Below are 18,398 nucleotides of genomic sequence, written 5' to 3' on the forward strand. Positions count from 1 at the left end.
TTAGTTTCCCCCTACAATTTCTCTCAATTTTTCTTCAATCACATGTATGTCATCACCTTGAAGTGGACGTGGATCAATATCAAAGAATCCTTGTCTTACTCCGTAATCACGTGTATAAATGGCAATTTCCCCTTCGCGTAATGCAGTCACAACATCTTTTGCTGATTTATTTAATTCTTTCTCGTTAATATGAATACGAGCTCGAAAGATTGCTCTTCCAGCTTCATCCTGAACGATCGTTACATTTACACCATTTAATTCTTTTAGCGGCATAAGTACTTGTAGCAATTCTTTTTCTTGCTCGCTCTTATCTTCTTTTACTCCGTACTCATCAAGTGCTTGAAGTAAACCAAAAGTTGTTTCTTTCCCAACTTTCATGCTTCTTCCGATACAATGTAATTGCACTTTCAGCCATTCAATATACTTTCTTTTACCGCCCACAATACCAGAAGTAGGTCCTTCAATTGCCTTTGAACCGCTATAAATAGCAAGATCTGAATACTTCACATATTTTTGAATGTCTTCTTCAGCTGCTGCATCCACGATAAGCGGTACTTTATTTCGCTGCGCAACTTCCCATGCTTCTTCAACAGAAATCATATTTTTTTGCACTGCATGATGTGATTTCACATACAGAATCGCTGCTGTATTTTCACCAATTGCATCTTCAATATGCTCTGCTTTCCCTTCATTTGCATAGCCAACTTCTACAAGTTTACCGCCGCCTAAGTAAATCATCGTTTCAACAGGAGCACCGTATTGAACGTTATGACCTTTTAACATAATCACTTCGTTTTTCGCGATTACTTCTTGATGAAGTCTTTCACTTTTACGGCGATTTCCTTCTGTAACGATACCAGCGATAGAAAGCGCAATTCCGCTCGATGCTGAATTCACAACGACCGCTGCCTCTGAATCTAGAATTCTCGCAATATGGTCTCCTGCTTTATCTACTAAATCAGCAATTTCCACATAATTTTGTCCACCATGTTTCATCGCATCCATTACTGTATCTGTAGGAGCAGATACACCTAAAATACTCATTCTACCGCTCGCATTAATTACTCTTTTTAATCCGTACTTAGCATTCAATGAATGACCCATTAATTACAACCCCTTTCGTATCAATCCTTCTTTCAGCAATGCGCTGATCCCCTTCTGAATCAATTAACGTAACCTTCTCATCTTTAACCGTAAATAAAGTTAAGTTTGCAATATCTCCTTCTTGAATACGGCCAAGCTCTGGTTTCTTAAGCCACTCTGCCGCATTTTTCGTAACCGCATCAATCACTTCTTCTAGCGGATAACCTAAGTAAAGGAATTTCGAAAGAACGTGAGCCATACTATACACTGGACCGTGTATACGGTTCTTTCGGTAAATATCTGTACTAATTGTATGAAAGGCAATACCGTGACGCTTCGCTGCTTCTGCTACTTTAAAAGAAAAACTAGCATTACCGTGACCAACATCTAAATGTACGCCGCGATTCACTGCATCTAGTAACACAGGTAGCGGTTTGCCTTCTTTATCAAATAAATTATTTTCTTTCCCGTTTAAGTAATGTGTAATAACATCATCTTTTTCTAAAAGAGGTACAACTTCCTCAATGCGAGGAGGCGCTGAACCGATATGTACCATAATCGGTAATGATGTTTCACGGGATAAAGAGCGCGCTACATGCAGCGGTTCAATTCCACTATCACAAACGACGCTTTTACTCATTCTCGCCTTTAACCCAACGATTACATCTTTATACTTTTCTACTGCTTCTATCACTTTCTCTTTATCTATCCATTCCATATTGGATAATTCATCAATTCGTTTCAAACCGATGCGAGAAATATTTAAAAAGGCAAATAAATTTGTCTTTGCCTGCTCTCTACTTTGTACTAAATCTGCAATGCGATCAGCACCGCAACTACCCGCATCAACAATTGTCGTTACCCCTTGCTTAACGCCAATTTCATCCACCTCATCGCCATACGGATCAAACTCTGGAAAAGCATGAACGTGTAAATCAATCCAACCACTCGATACGTAAGTACCAGAGTAATCAAGAACCTTTCCACCCTCGCCAGCACCAGCTTTCGTCACCTGTGCGATTTTATTATTTTCAATTACAATGTCAATCTCTTCCCCGTTCACACGTTTCACATTACGTAGTACGAATCGTTCTGTCATTGTATTTCCACCCTTTTCTATAAGAAGCCATAAGAATACGCTTACATTAAAGTTTCATTTTATATCTCTTTCACACGTTTAGCGTAACACAAAAAAAGGGAGAAGTAAATATAACGTTATAATGTTTAAAAGCAAATAAAAAGATGCTCCTACAAAATGCTAATAGTATAGGAAATTATATCAACGATTTTTTGAATATATCTATCATAACTTACAATATATCAACGATTTTTCAATTATATCTATCATAACTTATAATATATTAACGATTCGACAAGGAATATCGATTTACCGACAAAAAACGTCACTTCCTTTCTTATATCAGAAAAGGCTGTCCCAAATGACACAGCCTTTTTCTCTATTCCTGAACCGTCACAATAACCCCATCCATATTGTTCCCGGAAATTTCATACTGCTTGTTTGCTGGAACGTTCACTTTCATATTCTCAGAAACTTTATAATAAGAAACAGTATATTTCTTACCTTCTACTTCAGTTGAAATCTCTTTTTCCTCTTTTAAAAACTCTAAATATTCCTCTAGTGTGAAATTCTTTTTTTGCATAATTGCGCTATGAGGTAAGCCTACATAACGTATATGCCATGGCTCATATTGAATGCCAGTAATGTTACTTTTATTTTTCGGATAACGTAATACAAAGCCATGCTTCCATACGTTCTCTTCAATCCATTTTCCTTCAGGCGCTTTCTCCATTTTCTTTTGAGTAGACCCAATGTCCAGTGATAATCCTAAATTATGTTCACTGTATCCTGCTGGAAGTGCATAATCAGATCCCATTTTTTCATATAGCTGTTTTTGCTCTTGGAAATCTCTATAACCACTACTAATCAAAAAATGGTTAACACTTTCTTTTCCAGCCGCATCGACAACGTTCAAAAACTTTTTCACAACATCCTTTGATAAACGAAGATTTCTATCAAATATTACATAGCCTCTTACTAATTCACTATTATGATTTACATTTATAATATCAGACCTAATACTATCTTTTTTTACTGGATAATCCCTGTTAACTAATAATAAATCGCCCTTATAAATTTGTTCCTTCGTAATCTCTCTCCCCTCGGTGTTTGCCGCCTTTACTAGCTCATCTTTCCCGACAATTTTAACATCGATTTCCTTTTGAAATAACGGTGATATATAAACGCCTACACATACTGTGCATGCTATAAAAAAAGAAATAAATACCCACTTTTTCATTTCTAGTTCCTCCTTAACGTAACTTACGTATAGAATAGAAAAAACTATTAAAATAAAAAGTGGGGTAAAGTTTAAATTTTTATTAAATTGTTACATTCTCGTCTTTTGGCAATCGTACTTCAAATAGCGTTCTAACTACATTGCTCTCAGCAGAAATCGTACCGTTATGTTGCTCGACAATATTTTTCGCAATAAATAGTCCAAGGCCTGTCCCGCCACGGTTCTCTGTTCTCGCTTTATCACCTGTATAAAACATATCAAAAAGATAAGGTAAATCTTCTTCTGGAATGCTATCTCCGTAATTCATAATTTGTACGACAACTTCTCCATTATCAACATACCCATTCATATCAACAAATTGTCCATCATAGCCGTAACGAACGGCATTTGTTAACAAGTTTTCAAATACTCTAGCTAACAATTTTCCATCACCGTGCATCGGTAAATGAGGAGCCACATTCAATCTAGCTTCTAAATGATGTTTTTCTAATAACGGATACAATTCCTCCTCTAACTGTATAAGCAACTCACTTATATCAATCGGCTTTTTATCCAGCTTTAGCATGCCATAATTCATACGTGTAATTTCAAATAGCTCATCAATTAAACTTTCCAGTCTTTGCGATTTCGTATATGCAATTGTGGAGAAATGTTTAATTTGTGCTTTTGTTAAATTTTCATCTTTAAGAATTAAATCTAAATATCCTAACACGGATGTTAATGGTGTTCTTAAATCATGAGCTAAATTCACAACGAGCTGACTTTTACTACTTTCAGCAAAATCTCCTCTTTCAACAGCTTCTTTTAACTTTTCACTTGCAACATTTATTTCACGCGCGATATTTCCAAACTCATCATTTGATGAAACTTGAACTTTATTCGTAAAGTTACCGTTCGCAAGATGATGAATCCCATTAGAAATTTCATCAAAGTATTTTAAATACGGTTTTGTCAAAAAGAAGAAAAAGATAATAGATAACGGAATAAAGAAAATTAAAAAGAAATTAATGTCTCCAAATTCCCTTACCATTGACCTAAATTGTGCTAAAGGCTCTTCGTAGCGAACCATCGTTTTATAATACAGCTGCAATCCTTTATAAATTATATAAGTTACAGTTGCTGCAAGCACCATACTTAACGCAAATAAGGCAATCATTTTAAATCGAAAACTTTTCATCATATTAGCCATTAAAAGTATAACCTACTCCCCACACTGTTTTTATTAATTTATCCTTTCTTTTATCTTCTCCAAGTTTCTTCCGCAACGTACGAATATGTACCATTACTGTATTTCCACCTTCATAATAATCGTCTGCCCATACGTGCTGAAAAATATTTTCCACATTGTACACTTTCTTCGGATGACTCGCTAATAAATATAAAATATCAAACTCTTTCGGCGTTAATTCAATTTGCTCACCATATACATCAACCGTCCTACGCTCGGGATTAATTACGACTCCGCCTATTTCTAAAGCAGATTTACTCTCCGCTACTTTCGGTTGATTTAACGTAAAAAACCTACGCAGTTGTGCATTTACACGTGCAACTAATTCAATCGGTGTGAAAGGCTTCGTCATATAATCATCCGCGCCTAGTACAAGACCTGTCACCTTATCAAAGTCCGAAGTTTTCGCGCTTAAAAAAATAATCGGCATATGATGTTTCGTGCGAATTTGACGCGTCACCTCATACCCATCCATTTTCGGCATCATAATATCTAAAATTACCAAGTCGATTGGCTGCGTTTCAATAATATGAACCGCCTCTTCCCCATCCGCTGCCTTCACAACATGGTACCCTTCTTTTTCTAAATGTATCTCAATTAAATCAGCAATTTCTGCCTCGTCATCCGCTATTAAAATTGAAATGCGCTTCATTTTACTCCCCCTTTTTCATTCCATTTTTATACGCTCGATTGTAAACTAGTCTATCCAATTTGTACAATACAAAAAGGCTACTCGTTAGAGTAACCTTGGTAAATAAAATTATATCAGCGATTTTCTAATTATATCGAACACAACTTGAATTATATCAGCGATTTTCCAATTATATCGACCGTAACTCAAATTATATCAGTAATTATTGAAATATATCGACTTACCGACAATGAACGACAAAATCCTCTCGCTATTTGCGGGCATCCTAATGAAACTTCCATTTACCGCTCAAACACAATCCGCTGCTTCGTAATTTCTTCCAATCTTCCGCGATCTACTTCATACTCAGCATCAACGCTTTGCGGCACCATCACTTTCCCGCCCTCAAGCGTCACTTCCGGCCAAATAATATCCTGCTCCCAATGTCTACTAGAAGCAGATATATCTCCTGGAATCGTAAAGTTAGGCAATGACGCAAGAGCAACATTTTGCGCTCGTGAAATCCCCATTTCTACCATACCACCGCACCAAACGGGTACGTTATGCTCCATACAATAATTATGGATCTGAACCGATTCTGTTAATCCGCCCACTCGCCCTGGTTTAATGTTCACAATTTGGCAGCTACCAAGCGTAATCGCAACGCGTGCATCTTCTAAACTATGAATACTTTCATCTAAACAAATCGGCGTTTCAATTTTCTTTTGCAATTCCGCGTGATCAAGAAAATCGTAATCCGCTAACGGTTGTTCAATCATCATTAATTGGAATTCATCTAGTCGTTTCAGCCTCTCCGTATCCCCTAATGTATATGCTGAATTTGCATCAGCCATTAACGGGATATGCGGAAACTCTTTACGAATTTCTTTCAATAACTCATAATCATGCCCCGGTTTTATTTTTACTTTAAAACGCTCGTATCCTTCTTCCGCGTACTTCTCGATTTGTTTTAACATAACTGGAATCGTATTAAGGCCAATTACAACGCCGACTTCAATTTCAGACTTCGTTCCGCCAAGCAATGTCGCTAACGACTTCTTTTGACGCTTCGCATATAAATCCCAAACAGCCCCCTCTATTCCGGCTTTTGCCATTCGGTTTCTTTTTATATGTTGAAATAGACCCGGTACCTCATTCGGATGAGAAATTTCAGCCTTTAATAAATCAGGTATTAAAAAGTCTTGCAGTATATGCAGCGCTGTCTTCACCGTTTCTTCCGTATACCACGGTTCAGAGAATGCAACGACTTCCCCAAATCCAATGTACCCGTCCGTATCCTCTAATTCAATAACGATACTCTCACGCTTTTCGTAAGTCCCGTAGCTTGCAGCAAACGGGATTACGAGTGGCATTTCCGTTATATACAGTGTCGCTTTTTTTATTTCCACCTACATCTCCTCCACTAATTGTCTTAACTCTCGTCTTAACAATTTTTTCGAAGCGTTACGTGGTAATTCCTCTAAGAAACATGCTTTCTTCGGCACTTTATATTTCGCTAATTTCTCCTCGCAAAAATGAAGAATTTCTTCTTCTGTTACCGCCCCGCTTTTCACAACAAAAGCAGCTGGTACTTGTCCCCATTTATCGTCAGCCATGCCGACAACACCAGCTTCCGCTACTGCCGGATGAGAAAGCAACACTTCTTCAATTTGAGCTGGATATATGTTCTCTCCGCCAGAAATAATTAAATCACTGCGGCGATCTAATACGTATAAAAACCCTTCTTCGTCTAAATAACCGAGGTCGCCAGTATGAAGCCATCCGTTTTGAATAGTCTCTCGCGTCGCATCTTCACGATTAAAGTAACCGCCTGTTACGTTCGGCCCTTTTACTACAATCTCACCTTCCGCAAATGGTGGCACTACTACGCCATCTTTTTCAATACGAAGTTGGCACTGAAATAGTGGTTTTCCAGCTGATCCTACTTTCGTTAACATGTAATCTGCTGATAACGTGCAAATTTGCGAAGACGTTTCTGTCATACCGTACGTTTGATACACAGGGATTCCTTTTTCTACACATGTTTCTAATAACGGTTTCGGCGCTGGTCCTCCGCCAAGTAACATGCATCGTAAAGAAGCTGGGTATGTCCCTTCTCCAAGTCTCTCTAATAAATCTGTTAACATTTTGGATACAACAGAAATAATCGTAACACCTCTCGTTTGAAGTGCTTTATGAATAAAATCAGCATCATATTTCGGAACAAGTAAAATGCGCATGCCGTACATAATGTTTTTCATTAAAAGAGATAGCCCGCCAACATGGAACATCGGCATACAAGCTAACCAGCAATCATCATCACGAAGCCCTAAGTTAAGCGAAGAGCCAACCGCACTTGCCCAATGATTACCGTACGTTAAAATAACGCCTTTCGGTTTTCCTGTCGTCCCAGACGTATAAATGATTGTCATCGCTTCTTCTAAAGAAAACTCTTCTTGTATAGAGGCTTCCTCTTTTGGTCCATTCATCACTTCGGCGAATGAATAAACAGGAACATCTTTAGCATCAAAATCTTGATCCGTTACTAAACAAACAACTTCAGCATCATCCATTTGCCAAAGTAGCTCTTCTCTTGAAAGACGCGTATTTAAAAGCACAGCTACTGCACCTACATAAGATAGGGCGTGAATAACTGTAATCATCTCCATACCATTTTTCATCAGAACAGCCACCTTTTGCCCTCGCTCCACTCCAACATGCGTGAGGTGTTCACAAACAGATACTACTTTTTCATGCAGCTCCATAAAAGTAACTTTCTCTTCCTCTATTTCAATTGCAGTGCGATCTGGTGTTAAAAATGCACGTTGCATTAACCAATTTGGCATCGTCTCCATCATTCATTCTCCTTTCATGAAAGAAAGAGACTTGATATGATATCAAGTCTCTTAGTTGTTTTGTTTCCGGTTTGGTCTTATCCAGCTACAGCAGCTAGAATGCTCGGTGGCTTCACTTCTTCCTACGAGGCAAAAAGCGCCTCTACGTCAGAAGCTCCATCCCCCTCACATTCTGAACGAGCTGCTTTCGCTTTTGGTTTCATCCAGCTACAGCGGCTAGAACAGTCGGTCGTTTCACGCCTTCCTACGAGGCAAAAAGCGCCTCTACGTCAGGAGTTCCAACGCCCTCTTGTTCTAAGCAAGCCGCTTCCGCTTTTGGTTTGATCACGGGAAACGAGGGAATTGACCGAAGTCCGGACTGCGTTTTTCTTTGAATGCGTCGCGGCCTTCTTTTGCTTCGTCAGTTGTGTAGTACAATAACGTTGCATCTCCAGCTAGTTGTTGAATACCAGCTAGACCGTCTGTGTCTGCGTTGAATGCAGCTTTTAGGAAACGAAGTGCCATTGGGCTGTTTGCTAAAATTTCTTGTGCCCATTGTACTGTTTCTGCTTCAAGCTCTTCTAATGGTACTACAGTGTTTACTAAGCCCATATCAAGCGCTTCTTGAGCACTATATTGACGGCATAGGTACCAAATTTCGCGAGCTTTCTTGTGGCCTACCATACGAGCTAAGTAACCAGCTCCGTATCCACCGTCAAAGCTTCCTACTTTAGGACCTGTTTGTCCGAATACAGCGTTGTCTGCAGCGATTGTTAAGTCACATACGATATGAAGTACGTGTCCACCACCGATTGCATAACCTGCTACCATTGCGATAACTGGTTTAGGAATTGCGCGAATTAGACGTTGTAAGTCTAATACGTTTAAACGAGGGATTTGGTCGTCACCTACATATCCACCATGACCGCGAACTTTTTGGTCGCCGCCAGAACAGAATGCACGTCCACCTTCACCTGTTAAAATGATAACGCCAACATTTGCATCATCACGAGCTTGTGCAAAAGCGTCGATTAACTCCATTACCGTTTTAGGACGGAATGCGTTATGTACTTCAGGGCGGTTAATCGAAATCTTTGCGATACCATTGTATGTTGAATAAATAATATCTTCGTAATTGCCTTCTTTTACCCATTCAATAGCCATTACAACTACCTCCTTGTATATTTCTGATCTCCTCTATAAGTGTAACTTCATTCTTAACTGAAAAAAGCATCACTGCATAGTTTTTAGAAATCCCTTTACTATTGTATCAAACTTTTCCGGTTGTTCCACATGAATTGCATGGCCAGCACCATCAATTTTGACAAATTTCGCGTCAGAGATGCATTTTTCAATATTTTTTAATATACGAAAGAACTTTTCATCATACTCTCCGTTCATTAAAAGAACAGGTATTTTTAAGTTTTTCAGCTCATCCCACCATGAAGGCTGAGCCCCCGTTCCCATGCCGCGCAAGCTATTTGCAAGTCCTTTCGGATTGTTAGCAAGTCGTTCTTTTCGCACCGCTTCTTGTACGTTTTTTGCTAAACGTTTTTGCGTTGCAAAAAGCGGAATATTTTCCCACATCGATACAAAACTTTCTATGCCTTCTCGCTCAATTTTATCGGCAAGTCGATCATCTTTTTCACGACGTTCTTTTCTATGTGCTTCGTCTTCGAGCCCAGCTGTACAATTTTCTAATAAAAGAGAGTGTACATAATCTGGATATAGACATGCCATCGTAATCGCCAGTCTTCCTCCCATTGAGTAGCCAAGTATATGTACTTTTTCAATATGAAGGTAATCTAGTAGTTCTTTCATTTGCAATGCCACATTTCGGATATCATAATGCGCAACATCTTCAGGACTCTCCGTCTTTCCGTGTCCAACAAGATCCACTACAATAACTTGAAACTGCTCACTCCATGAAGAGATAAAAGAACGCCACGTTTCCATGCTTCCCGTAAAACCATGAAGAAGTAGAAGTGGTTCCCCGCTTCCGACTACTTCATATTCATACGATACACCTTGCAGCGTTACTTTCATTTTGATTCACCTTGTAAAGATGTAGTAATTACGTCCATCGTTTTTGCCCATAATGTACGGTGCAATGTTAAGTTTTCATCACGATTCGTACAAATTTCCACAACGTGTAAACCTTCTGTCGTCGTTCCTTTTCGAACTTCTTCTCGGAATTGCTCCCAACCATTTACACGGCTAAATGAACCGCCGTACATTTTGACAACATGCTCATAATCAAGTCCAATTGGTGTTCCAAATAATGATTCAAAATGTTCCTTTTTCTCATACTGTGGTAAGAATGAGAAAATACCCCCACCATCATTATTTACAACGACAATTGTTATGTTTAATTCATGTAATTTCGCTGCTAACAGCCCGTTTAAATCGTGATAAAATGATAAATCACCAATTACTAATACAAGTGGATCGCAAATAACGCTTGCTCCTAGAGCTGTCGAAATGATTCCATCAATACCATTTACACCACGGTTTGCCATCACATGGATGTTTTTATCCGATGTGAAGAAGAATGAGTCTGTATCACGAATTGGCATACTATTGCTCGCAAATAACGTTGCGTCTTCTGGTAATACGCGCACAATATCTGTAATAACCTTTCCTTCAAATGCAGTTTCATATGTTTCCATTTCACGAAGCGTTTCCTTCGTTTTTTCGTTTATATGTTGCCACATTAGGGACCAATCATTCTTTTTCATAACTGGCATTTTTTCTATTAATGCCTTGCAGAATTCAATGTCACTTGCTTGCACAACTTCTGTCGCAACAAGAGCTGGATCTCTCCATTGTCCTGATTCATCGACAACGATATGAACTGCTTTTGTTTGTTTTTTTATGAACTGCGTTAATGATTTAGAAACAGGCATACCACCAAAGCGAATTAAAACGTCCGGTTTCCATGTTTCTTTTAACTTTTCATTTCGTAAAAATGTATCATAACAGTCAATTACCATCGTTTTATCGTGGTGTCCGCTACGAATATTAGAAAGTGGGTCTGCTAATATAGGATAGCCAGTTTTTTCAGCTAGTTGCGTTGCAAATATTGCGATTTCTGCATGACTATCATCTCCACAAATAATAAGCCCCTTTTCCATATGTGAAAGGCGCCCTACAAGAGAATCTACATATTCACTCGGCATCACCGCGTTTCCTTGCTGAACTACTCCTGTATATTCACTACGTCCTTTATCCCATAAGCTTTCTAGTGAGAAATCAGGGATAAGTGGCTCGCGAACTGGAAAATTAAGATGAACAGGACCCTGCGGTGCTAAACAAGCATTTGCTACTATACGCTGCGTCGTCATACGAGCGTAATGATACATCGCTTCACTTGCTTCTGGCAGTGCCATCTCTGTAAATTGTTTCACAAAAGTACCGTATAAATTAAATTGATTCATTGCTTGTGGTGCACCCACATCTCTTAATTCATGCGGTCTATCCGCTGTTAAGACGATAAGTGGGACCCTTGAATGAAAAGCTTCACATACAGCTGGATAATAGTTCGCTGCTGCTGTTCCTGACGTACATAATAATGCTACTGGGCGTTTTTTTGCTTTCGCAATACCGAGCGCGAAAAATCCTGCTGATCTTTCATCCACATGTAAATATGTGTTCATTCCTTCGTGTTGTTCCATTAGTAAAGCAATCGGCGTTGACCGTGAGCCTGGACTAATGACAACATCACATACATCTAGACGCGTCAGTTCATCCACGAACGCGCCTAAATAATATGATAATGCTTCTATATGATTGTTCATTTCATTAATTCCTCCAAAGCACCAAGCATCGGTCTAAACTTCAAACTTGTTTCTTCATATTCAAGCTGCGGGATTGAATCAATTACAATACCACAACCGGCAAATAAGGATGCTTTCTCGCCGTTTAATAATCCGCAGCGCAGCGCAACCGCAAATTCACCATTTCCTTCATCATCTATCCAGCCAATCGGTGCACCATACAACCCTCTGTCTAACAATTCAACATCACGGATCAGTTTCATCGCTTCCAAACGAGGTGTCCCGCCAAGAGCTGGTGTTGGATGTAATTCTTCTACCATTGTTAAAAGACTCGCATCGCCTTTTGCTTCTACAGGCGTATATAAGTGAATTAAGTTTTTCGTTGTTAATAAACCTGGGCTTTCCGGAATATTAACGTATTCGCAATGTTCATTTAGTACCGAGCGGATCATGTTAACAACATACCCATGTTCAGCTAAATTCTTTTCATCATGAAGAAGCGCATTACTATTTCGCTTACTTTCTTCTATAGAATGACCATGACCGATTGAACCCGCAAGACACATCGATGTAAATTTCTCATCTTCTTTGCGAATTAATCTCTCAGGCGTCGCTCCTAAGAAGCATGCTCCTTTATAATCAAAAGAAAATACGTAACAATCCGGTTGACCAATGCGAAGTGCTTCTAAAACAAGAGCAGAATCAATCGAATGATTCATCTCTACTTTTAGTTCCCTCGCCAATACAACCTTCTGCACGTTACCCTGCTTCATCTCATCTTGTACTTTTTCAATTGCTTTCATCCAGCCTTTCGGATCCACTTCTACTTTAGAAATAACAGTCAATTTCGATCCGTTTAGCGCACATTTACTCTCTCTCAAAATTTTCTCTTCTAAAGAAATCATTTCGTTATAAAGATTTTCTGCACAATCTGTTGCTGAAACAAATGTATTCATCGTTAACCATGCTTTTTCATTTTTTACAGTTAATAAAAATGCTGGTAGTGAAAATGTCGTATCTTTAAACTCTTTCCATAGGTCCGTTTTCTCTTTTTCTGGATCAAAGGAAAAACCACCAAATAAAAGCGGACCCGTTCCAAATTCATATTCATCTCTTTGGACAAATGCATTCTCTTTTACTTTCTCCCACTCGTCGCGAGCGGTTTGAAAGCGCTTATGAGAAGAATTTGCTATAGTGAAAACAGAGCCAATTCCTGCAAATATTACATGCTGAGCCGGGTCTGCAAAATAACATCTATTTTCGAATGAAATCCTTTTTCCTGCTGCATAGAACAGAAGCGGATCCACCCAGTCTATTTGTTTTACAAAACTAACCAATGTTTTTTCGTTAGTTGCACGCTTGATAGCTGCAATAAGAACTTCTTGCAAGCCTTTTTGTTTCGTTTGAATCACAATTGTCTCCCCCCTATGGGCGAAAAATAGTCATAATTACGCTTGATTTTAAGATACACCTCAAACGAAAGGCCTGTCAACGTTTAGCATTTCTGAGAAATTCACCTTCTCTTCCTAGAAAATAAACGTTGACACTAAATGATGCTTTTTCTACACTTAGTTGTGTACAATATGTGACCAAAGGAGGATTCAACATGGAAATGAACGTCAAAACGAATTCCTCTCCTACGGCGCCAAAGCCAAGTAAGCAAACAGGCTGGCGCATCTGGTGGAGTTTACTACGTCCCCATACATTAACAGCCGCTTTCGTACCTGTTTTCATCGGAACAGCATATTCGATGCAGGTCGGAGGTATAAATCAAATACATCTTCCTCTTTTCCTTATGATGCTTCTTGCTTGTCTTCTCATTCAAGCAGCAACAAACATGTTTAATGAATACTTTGATTATAAAAGAGGACTCGATCACGAAGGTTCAGTTGGTATCGGCGGCGCTATCGTTCGCGATGGCATTCAGCCAAAAACAGTGCTTAACTTAGCATTTGGATTTTTCGGCATCGCAATACTACTAGGTGTTTATATTTGTATGAATTCTAGCTGGTGGCTTGCTGCAATCGGTCTTGTTTGTATGGCCGTTGCTTACCTTTATACAGGTGGCCCACTTCCAATTGCATATACACCATTTGGAGAGTTGACAGCCGGATTATTTATGGGTGTCATTATTATTGGGATTTCATTCTTTATTCAAACTGGAACTGTAACATCAGAAGTCATTTTACTATCTATCCCAAGCTCCATTTTAATTGGCGCCATTTTACTAGCTAATAATATTCGTGACTTGGATGGCGATAAAGAAAACGGTCGTAAAACGTTAGCAATTCTCGTTGGGCGCGAGCGAGCGGTTGGTGTACTTGCTTCGATGTTCATCGTTTCCTACATTTGGACAATTGCTTTAATTATCGTGGGCATCGTATCACCATGGATGCTTATCGTATTTTTAAGTGCACCGAAAGCATTTAAAGCGACGAAAGGCTTTATCGGCAAAAGCATTCCAATAGAAATGGTACCTGCGATGATTGCAACAGCAAAAACAAATACAATCTTCGGTTTCCTAATGGGAATCGGATTATTACTTGGATACTTTCTATAAAAGGAGCTGCTTATGCGGCTCCTTTTTCATATCTGAAATTCATCTCATAATTCCTACTCTCAACGCCCATACTATGTAAAGAAACTGAATTGTAGGAAGGTGGACGACTATGTTAACTCCACAACAAGTAGGTCAATTTAAATCCATTTTAGAAAAACAAAAACAAGAACTAGAGCAAACGATACAAACTCATGAAAATACAGATCGTGCTTCTGAACGTGATTCCGTTGGAGAATTATCTAGCTATGATAACCATCCAGCTGATATGGCTACAGAGCTATATGAACGGGAAAAAGACTTCGGACTTATTGAACTTTGGCATAAACAGCTTGAAGACACGAAACATGCCTTGCAAAAAATAGAAGCGGGTACGTACGGCATTTGCGAAGTGTCTGGCGAAGAAATTCCATTTGAAAGATTGGAAGCAATGCCAACCGCTACAACATGCATCCAGCACGCGACAAATAAGTTAAATATGAATACACGACCAGTTGAAGAAGAAGTGTTGTCTCCTTCTTTCCACAAGCATGATGAGGACCATTCTGTTGAGTACGATGCGGAAGATGCGTGGCAAGATGTCGCAAATTACGGAACATCTGAAACGCCGTCTGATTTAGAAAGACAAGATTCAAAAAACTATAATGGCATGTATGTAAATAGTGAAGAAAACGTAGGCTACGTGGAGGATTTTGAAAACTTTATCGGTACGGATATGTACGGGAAAAACCCACAAGTTTTCGCTACAGAAGAGCATGAAGAATATGAACAAATGCTTGATGATTTTGAAGAACGTACCTTCAAAGGTGAATTATCTTCAAATGAATCTAGTTCCAAAGAATAAAAAAAAGCATTCCGAAAATCGGAATGCTTTTTATCGCTAGCTAATTAGTTTTTTGTAACGTTAGCAGCTTGTGGTCCACGGTTACCTTCAACGATTTCGAAAGAAACTTCTTGACCTTCTTCTAAAGTTTTGAATCCGTCACCTTGGATAGCTGAGAAGTGAACGAATACATCGTCTCCACCTTCAACTTCGATGAAACCGAAACCTTTTTCGCTGTTGAACCATTTAACTTTACCTGTTTGCATGTCATGTACCTCCTAAATAAAAATGAAACTATGAATCCACATGAAAAGGTGGATATAAAGGACATGAATGTATAACAAGCTTACAGCCTTTAATTCAACGTGCTTTATTTCCGTACCACATTATGTAGCTCAATAGTGATTTCACTATATCACGCTATATCCAAAACGTCAAATGAGAACACTTTCATTCCACCATTTTTTTATAATTTTAATATAATGTTGAATTTCCATATTCATATATTATCCCGCCATTTGTGGACAGCTTGATTGGCGGGAGCTGATAATCAGTTTTGGCTGGTTCCACTTTATTTGAAAATTAACAAAACTAAAGTATTCTAATCCTATTAAATTCTGTACAATATAAGTATCTATTACATACGAGGTGAAAAAAATGAGAGCACACGAAATCGAGTATAAGTTATATGGCGATGATATGCAGTTTGTTGAAATTGAGTTAGATCCAGAAGAGAGCGTGATCGCAGAAGCTGGCGCAATGATGATGATGGAAGATTACATAGAAATGGAAACAATCTTCGGTGATGGTTCTGGCCCATCTGGAGGTTTATTCGGAAAATTAATGGGCGCTGGTAAACGTCTCGTTACAGGCGAAAGTATGTTTATGACTGTATTTACAAATACAGGTCACGGCAAGCGCCACGTCTCATTTGCTGCTCCTTATCCTGGTAAAATTATTCCTGTAGATTTAACAGAGTATCAAGGAAAAGTAGTTTGTCAAAAAGATGCCTTTCTTTGTGCCGCAAAAGGTGTTTCCATCGGAATTGAATTTACGAAAAAAATAGGAACTGGTTTCTTCGGTGGTGAAGGTTTCATCATGCAGAAACTTGAAGGTGATGGCCTTGCTTTCATGCACGCAGGTGGAACTGTATATAAACGTGAATTAAAACCTGGTGAGAAACTTCGTATTGATACAGGTTGTCTCGTTGCTATGACAAAAGACATTAACTATGATGTCGAGTTCGTTGGTAAAGTAAAAACAGCTCTATTTGGCGGCGAGGGTTTATTCTTCGCAACATTAGAAGGTCCTGGAACAGTTTGGATTCAGTCCTTAACACTTAGCCGCTTAGCAGCACGCCTTACAAGCCCAGCAGCGCAAAGTACTGGCGAAGGTAGTGTATTAGGTGGACTTGGTCGTTTATTAGATGGGAAAGAGTAAACTGTGCCCTTATGTAGGCATGGCCATCAACTAATAAAATAATAAAATTAAAACACCCTTGCTTGCAGTAATGTAGTGAAAGGGTGTTTTAATTTACGTCTACAAACGAGAAAAAGCAGTTAAAATAAAGTAATAAGGTTTACTTCAGGAAAATAAGGTATATTATATTTGTTGAATAGATTCTCTTTAGAGACAAGAAAAGTAGGTGAACAAAGTGGGAAAATATCAATTGGATTCCAAAAGTCAGGTAGCTGTGGCAAAGTTCCATGAAAAACAGAAACCTGCCAAATTTGATAAAAAGCAGCAACTTGAAAAATTGCGTACGGAATATTTGAAAAAGAAGCAAAAACAAACAGATAAATAATACGTTTTGTTTTTCAAATTTTTCTGTATATAGTGTAAACAAACACAAGAAAATAGGTAAGTTATTCATCGTTCAAATATATACAGGCTATTTTTTCAAACCTCTTACTTATGCAACTAACGCATGCGTCAGTTCATTAAGAATAACTAAAAAAGTCGATTCCTTGAGATGAAAAAGAGTAAACAGTGCCCTTATCAGGCACTGTTTTATTTTGACCTTATAATTTCCTCCACCGATTTAGATAAGCGATACAAGCTATTCCCCACCTCCAAAAGAATGAATCAAGTTCCTCACCGCATATATTAAACTATACCTTTTCTTAAGGAGGGCTACCTTAATGCGTACTCCTTTATCCTTTGATAAAGACACTGCCATACTGTTAGCTTCTTGTTGTGAGTTAACGTATGAACAATATAAACAAAATGGCATTTTCGAGATACCAGATGGTTTTCAATATGTACAAGGGTTTCAAGGAAAGGCCATTCAAACAACAGAATGGTTCGGATTTATATTAGAATCTGAGGATACAATTATTGTTGCCTTCAGAGGCACTCAAACAGACCCCGATTGGATTATTGATTCTCTCGTCAATCAAAAACCTTATCCTTATGCTTTAAATGGCGGAAATGTCCATAACGGTTTTCTCTCTATTTATGAGTCTTGTCGTGATTCTATTATGGATATGCTCGTATCATTGCCAGCACATAAAAAACTGCTAGCTACTGGGCATAGTCTAGGTGGCGCGCTTGCCACATTACACATATTAGATGCACGTATAAATACTGCCTTCGCACAGTATGGACTTTATACATTCGCTTCTCCAAAAGTAGGAGATATCGCTTTTCGAAATTATTATAAATTACAAGTAGCTAGTAGCTTTCGTTTCGTCAACTTGTTCGATGTCGTCCCACTTCTCCCTCCCCGAAACATAAATTTTAATGATCATGATTGGGAGTATGCACACGTCCATCACAACATGACATTTACAAAAAACACAAAATCCATTACAAATAATCATTCCATTACAACATACAAAACATGTCTGACTTCTCATTTTTAACCAGTAAACAATTGGAAATAAAATATTCGTATACTATAATAATGTATGAAGTTATTTTTGGATGAGGGGACCTTACATGTTAAAATTTATCTTCGCATTTTTTCTTATTGTAATTTTTACGGTTACAGGTTTCTTTACATTTTCATACTTTGCGACAGGAGAGTATGATGGGGCAGGTATCATATATACCACTGTTCCATTTCTTTCTTAAGCAAAATAAATAAAACGAGCTTAATTTTATTAAGCCCGTTTTATTTATTAATATCCATTTCGGTTGGTAAATC

Annotated in this window: 18 protein-coding genes; 6 read left to right on the top strand and 12 right to left on the bottom strand. The window is 38.4% G+C overall.

What is annotated here, in order from left to right; genetic code table 11:
- From DN399_RS23855 to DN399_RS23905, 11 genes are all read right to left on the bottom strand, one after another.
- A complete protein-coding gene (locus tag DN399_RS23855; RefSeq protein WP_149149983.1) occupies positions 1-1,104 on the bottom strand; it encodes a DgaE family pyridoxal phosphate-dependent ammonia lyase in 1,104 nt (367 codons plus the stop codon).
- Positions 1,082-2,182, bottom strand: a complete 1,101-nt coding sequence (locus tag DN399_RS23860) for an amidohydrolase/deacetylase family metallohydrolase (protein WP_149149984.1) — start codon at positions 2,180-2,182, stop codon at positions 1,082-1,084. Before DN399_RS23860 ends, DN399_RS23855 begins: the two co-directional genes overlap by 23 nt.
- A 358-nt stretch (positions 2,183-2,540) precedes the next feature.
- Complete coding sequence (locus tag DN399_RS23865; protein ID WP_149149985.1) at positions 2,541-3,401, bottom strand: M15 family metallopeptidase; 861 nt, start codon at positions 3,399-3,401, stop codon at positions 2,541-2,543.
- 82 nt (positions 3,402-3,483) lie between these two features.
- Positions 3,484-4,590 carry a sensor histidine kinase gene (locus DN399_RS23870; protein WP_006915665.1) on the bottom strand — a complete coding sequence of 369 codons (1,107 nt, stop codon included), beginning with the start codon at positions 4,588-4,590 and terminating at the stop codon, positions 3,484-3,486.
- Positions 4,583-5,281, bottom strand: a complete 699-nt coding sequence (locus DN399_RS23875; protein WP_000822509.1) for a response regulator transcription factor — start codon at positions 5,279-5,281, stop codon at positions 4,583-4,585. The genes DN399_RS23870 and DN399_RS23875 overlap by 8 nt, the downstream gene beginning before the upstream one ends.
- A gap of 281 nt (positions 5,282-5,562) precedes the next feature.
- Positions 5,563-6,669 carry an o-succinylbenzoate synthase gene (menC, locus tag DN399_RS23880; RefSeq protein WP_025709982.1) on the bottom strand — a complete coding sequence of 369 codons (1,107 nt, stop codon included), beginning with the start codon at positions 6,667-6,669 and terminating at the stop codon, positions 5,563-5,565.
- Positions 6,670-8,115 (bottom strand): o-succinylbenzoate--CoA ligase, encoded by a 1,446-nt coding sequence (locus DN399_RS23885; RefSeq protein ID WP_000449568.1) that lies wholly within the window; start codon positions 8,113-8,115, stop codon positions 6,670-6,672.
- Between the two features lie 324 nt (positions 8,116-8,439).
- A complete protein-coding gene (gene menB / locus DN399_RS23890) occupies positions 8,440-9,258 on the bottom strand; it encodes a 1,4-dihydroxy-2-naphthoyl-CoA synthase (RefSeq protein ID WP_000963885.1) in 819 nt (272 codons plus the stop codon).
- Positions 9,259-9,327: 69 nt separating this feature from the next.
- On the bottom strand, positions 9,328-10,140 hold the full coding sequence (gene menH, locus DN399_RS23895; RefSeq protein ID WP_149149986.1) for a 2-succinyl-6-hydroxy-2,4-cyclohexadiene-1-carboxylate synthase: 813 nt from the start codon (positions 10,138-10,140) through the stop codon (positions 9,328-9,330).
- Complete coding sequence (gene menD / locus DN399_RS23900; RefSeq protein ID WP_149149987.1) at positions 10,137-11,891, bottom strand: 2-succinyl-5-enolpyruvyl-6-hydroxy-3-cyclohexene-1-carboxylic-acid synthase; 1,755 nt, start codon at positions 11,889-11,891, stop codon at positions 10,137-10,139. The genes menH and menD overlap by 4 nt, the downstream gene beginning before the upstream one ends.
- A complete protein-coding gene (locus tag DN399_RS23905) occupies positions 11,888-13,282 on the bottom strand; it encodes an isochorismate synthase (protein ID WP_016123513.1) in 1,395 nt (464 codons plus the stop codon). Before DN399_RS23905 ends, menD begins: the two co-directional genes overlap by 4 nt.
- Positions 13,283-13,476: 194 nt before the next feature.
- Between DN399_RS23905 and DN399_RS23910 the strand changes: the two genes are divergently transcribed.
- Entirely contained in the window at positions 13,477-14,430 is a 954-nt protein-coding gene (locus DN399_RS23910) for a 1,4-dihydroxy-2-naphthoate polyprenyltransferase (protein ID WP_000425769.1), read from the top strand.
- A 109-nt stretch (positions 14,431-14,539) separates the two neighbouring features.
- Positions 14,540-15,271, top strand: a complete 732-nt coding sequence (locus DN399_RS23915) for a yteA family sporulation protein (protein ID WP_000957393.1) — start codon at positions 14,540-14,542, stop codon at positions 15,269-15,271.
- Positions 15,272-15,315: 44 nt separating this feature from the next.
- On the opposite strand, the gene cspD is transcribed toward DN399_RS23915, so the two are convergent.
- Positions 15,316-15,516 (bottom strand): cold-shock protein CspD, encoded by a 201-nt coding sequence (gene cspD, locus DN399_RS23920; protein WP_001193054.1) that lies wholly within the window; start codon positions 15,514-15,516, stop codon positions 15,316-15,318.
- Positions 15,517-15,907: 391 nt separating this feature from the next.
- Between cspD and DN399_RS23925 the strand changes: the two genes are divergently transcribed.
- The 4 genes from DN399_RS23925 (at position 15,908) to DN399_RS28490 (ending at position 18,325) form a co-directional block, all read left to right on the top strand.
- On the top strand, positions 15,908-16,690 hold the full coding sequence (locus DN399_RS23925; protein ID WP_001201257.1) for a TIGR00266 family protein: 783 nt from the start codon (positions 15,908-15,910) through the stop codon (positions 16,688-16,690).
- A gap of 214 nt (positions 16,691-16,904) precedes the next feature.
- Complete coding sequence (locus DN399_RS28185) at positions 16,905-17,054, top strand: hypothetical protein (protein WP_000521639.1); 150 nt, start codon at positions 16,905-16,907, stop codon at positions 17,052-17,054.
- Between the two features lie 337 nt (positions 17,055-17,391).
- Positions 17,392-18,114, top strand: a complete 723-nt coding sequence (locus tag DN399_RS23930) for a lipase family protein (RefSeq protein ID WP_001260111.1) — start codon at positions 17,392-17,394, stop codon at positions 18,112-18,114.
- Positions 18,115-18,190: 76 nt separating this feature from the next.
- Positions 18,191-18,325, top strand: a complete 135-nt coding sequence (locus DN399_RS28490) for a hypothetical protein (protein ID WP_000911065.1) — start codon at positions 18,191-18,193, stop codon at positions 18,323-18,325.
- Positions 18,326-18,398 lie beyond the last annotated feature (73 nt).

It is taken from the genome of Bacillus sp. AR4-2 (assembly GCF_008274865.1).
Classification (GTDB): Bacteria; Bacillota; Bacilli; order Bacillales; family Bacillaceae_G; genus Bacillus_A; species Bacillus_A cereus.